Below are 2,104 nucleotides of genomic sequence, written 5' to 3'. Positions count from 1 at the left end.
CACCAAAGCGGTGGTCACCGATTTCACGACGGATGCACCGACCATCATCAGCGGTAGCCATAACCTCAGCGCTTCGGCGAGTAACGGCAATGACGAGAACTTTCTGATCATTCGCGGCGACACTGACCTGGCCGACCGCTACGGCCTGGAACTGCTGCGGTTCTACGAGCATTACCGGTTTCGTTATTTCGCGAAAAAACTGGAGCTGAAGCAGGTGAGTCCGTTGGCGGTGGATGACCGTTGGACCAACGATTATTACGTGGAGGGGGATTTGCGGCAGTTGTCGCGGTTGCGTTTTGCCGGACGCTGATGCGTTGTTCGTTAGACCCTCATCGCCAGCAGGCTGGCTCCCACAGTGCTCCGTGTTATTCGCACGATTCCTTGCAGGAGCCAGCCTGCTGGCGATGAGGGCCGCGAGAACAATGCATCTCCCCGGCTGATACAGATTTTGAAATGATTTTGCGCTGTAGGAATTGTCGCCAGAGACTGTACGCTCCAAGGCCATTTTTCATTCAGGATTTGCATGAACACCCTCTCGGAGCCTCCCAGTCGTACCTTCTCCTCGCGCCGTGGCGCGGTCTTGACGCACTCGCAGCATCCGGTTTTCCGACTCCCGACTATTGTTGACAACGCGGCTGCAGAGCCTTCGCGTTGCGCTTTGCCGTGTCCGGCAGCCTGAATTCACTGAAGAGAGATCGAGACATTTTATGGAATGGTTAGCGGATCCCACGGCCTGGTTAGGCTTGTTGACTCTGATCGTGCTGGAACTGGTACTGGGTATCGACAACCTGGTGTTCATCGCAATTCTTGCGGACAAGTTGCCGCCGCATCAGCGTGACCGCGCGCGGATCATCGGTTTGTCCCTGGCGCTGATCATGCGTCTGGGCCTGTTGGCGAGTATTTCCTGGTTGGTGACCCTGACGCAGCCTTTGTTCGAAGTGTTCGGCAAGAGCTTCTCCGGCCGTGACCTGATCATGTTGTTCGGCGGCGTGTTCCTGTTGTTCAAGGCGACGATGGAGTTGCATGAACGGCTGGAAGGCCATGTCGGCGAGCGCTCGACCAACACGGCGTATGCGTTGTTCTGGCCTATCGTCGCGCAGATCGTGGTGCTGGATGCGGTGTTCTCGCTGGATGCGGTGATTACCGCCGTGGGCATGGTCGATGAACTGGCCGTGATGATGATTGCGGTGATCATTTCGATCGGCCTGATGATCGTCGCGAGCAAGCCGCTGACACGCTTCGTCAACGCCCACCCGACGGTGATCATGCTGTGTCTGGGCTTCCTGATGATGATCGGCTTCGCCCTGACCGCTGAGGGTCTGGGTTTCCACATCCCGAAAGGTTACTTGTACGCCGCTATTGGTTTCTCGATCTTGATCGAGGTGTTCAACCAGGTTGCCCGCGCCCGGCGCAAGCGTTCGATGCAGGGCCTGCGCCCCATGCGTGAGCGCACGGCACACGCGGTGATGCGCTTGCTCGGCGGGCGCAAGCTGGCGGTCGAGGAGGTCGGCGAAGAGATTTCCGACCTGCTGGATAACGGTGATGTGCCAAGCGCGGAGCTGTTCGACCGTCGCGAACGGGTGATGATCAGCGGCGTCTTGCAACTGGCCGAGCGGCCGATCCGTGGCTTGATGACCGTGCGTGCCGACGTCGACACCATCGACCTTGCCGATGACGCTGAGGCGATTCGAACAAAGTTGATGCATTCGTCCTATTCGCGCCTGCCGTTGATTCGCAACGGTGCGGTGGATGAACCGCTGGGCTTCGTGCACAAGAAGGAACTGCTCAAGGAGTACCTGGCCGGCAACGAGCCGAACCTGGAACATCTGGTGCGCAAGTCCATCAACCTGCTCGACAGTTATTCGATCCTCAATGCGCTGGAACAAATGCGCGCGGCTTCGACCCACATCGCCTTTGTGGTCAACGAGTTCGGCGACTTTGTCGGTGTGCTGACCATGACCGACATCCTTGAGTCGATTGCCGGCGAGTTGCCTGATGCCAGCGAAGTCGAGGGTCCGGACGTGATCGAAGAGCGGGGCGGGTTTGTGGTCAGCGGTGCGTTGAATCTGACGCGCGTGCGCCAGCTCACTGGTTTCTGCGCTGC

At 58.6% G+C, this 2,104-nt stretch carries 1 protein-coding gene and 1 pseudogene; both read left to right on the top strand.

The features are described from left to right. Positions 1-310 (top strand): annotated as a pseudogene (locus tag DBR24_RS25785) (phospholipase); the annotation flags it as partial. Positions 311-707: 397 nt separating this feature from the next. Then, on the top strand, positions 708-2,104 hold a 1,397-nt coding region (locus tag DBR24_RS25780), incomplete at its 3' end, for a CBS domain-containing protein (protein ID WP_128616127.1).

Origin of the sequence: Pseudomonas sp. HMWF006, assembly GCF_003061205.1 — a bacterium.
GTDB lineage: Bacteria > Pseudomonadota > Gammaproteobacteria > Pseudomonadales > Pseudomonadaceae > Aquipseudomonas > Aquipseudomonas monsensis.
This window is presented reverse-complemented; position numbering and strand designations above follow the sequence as displayed.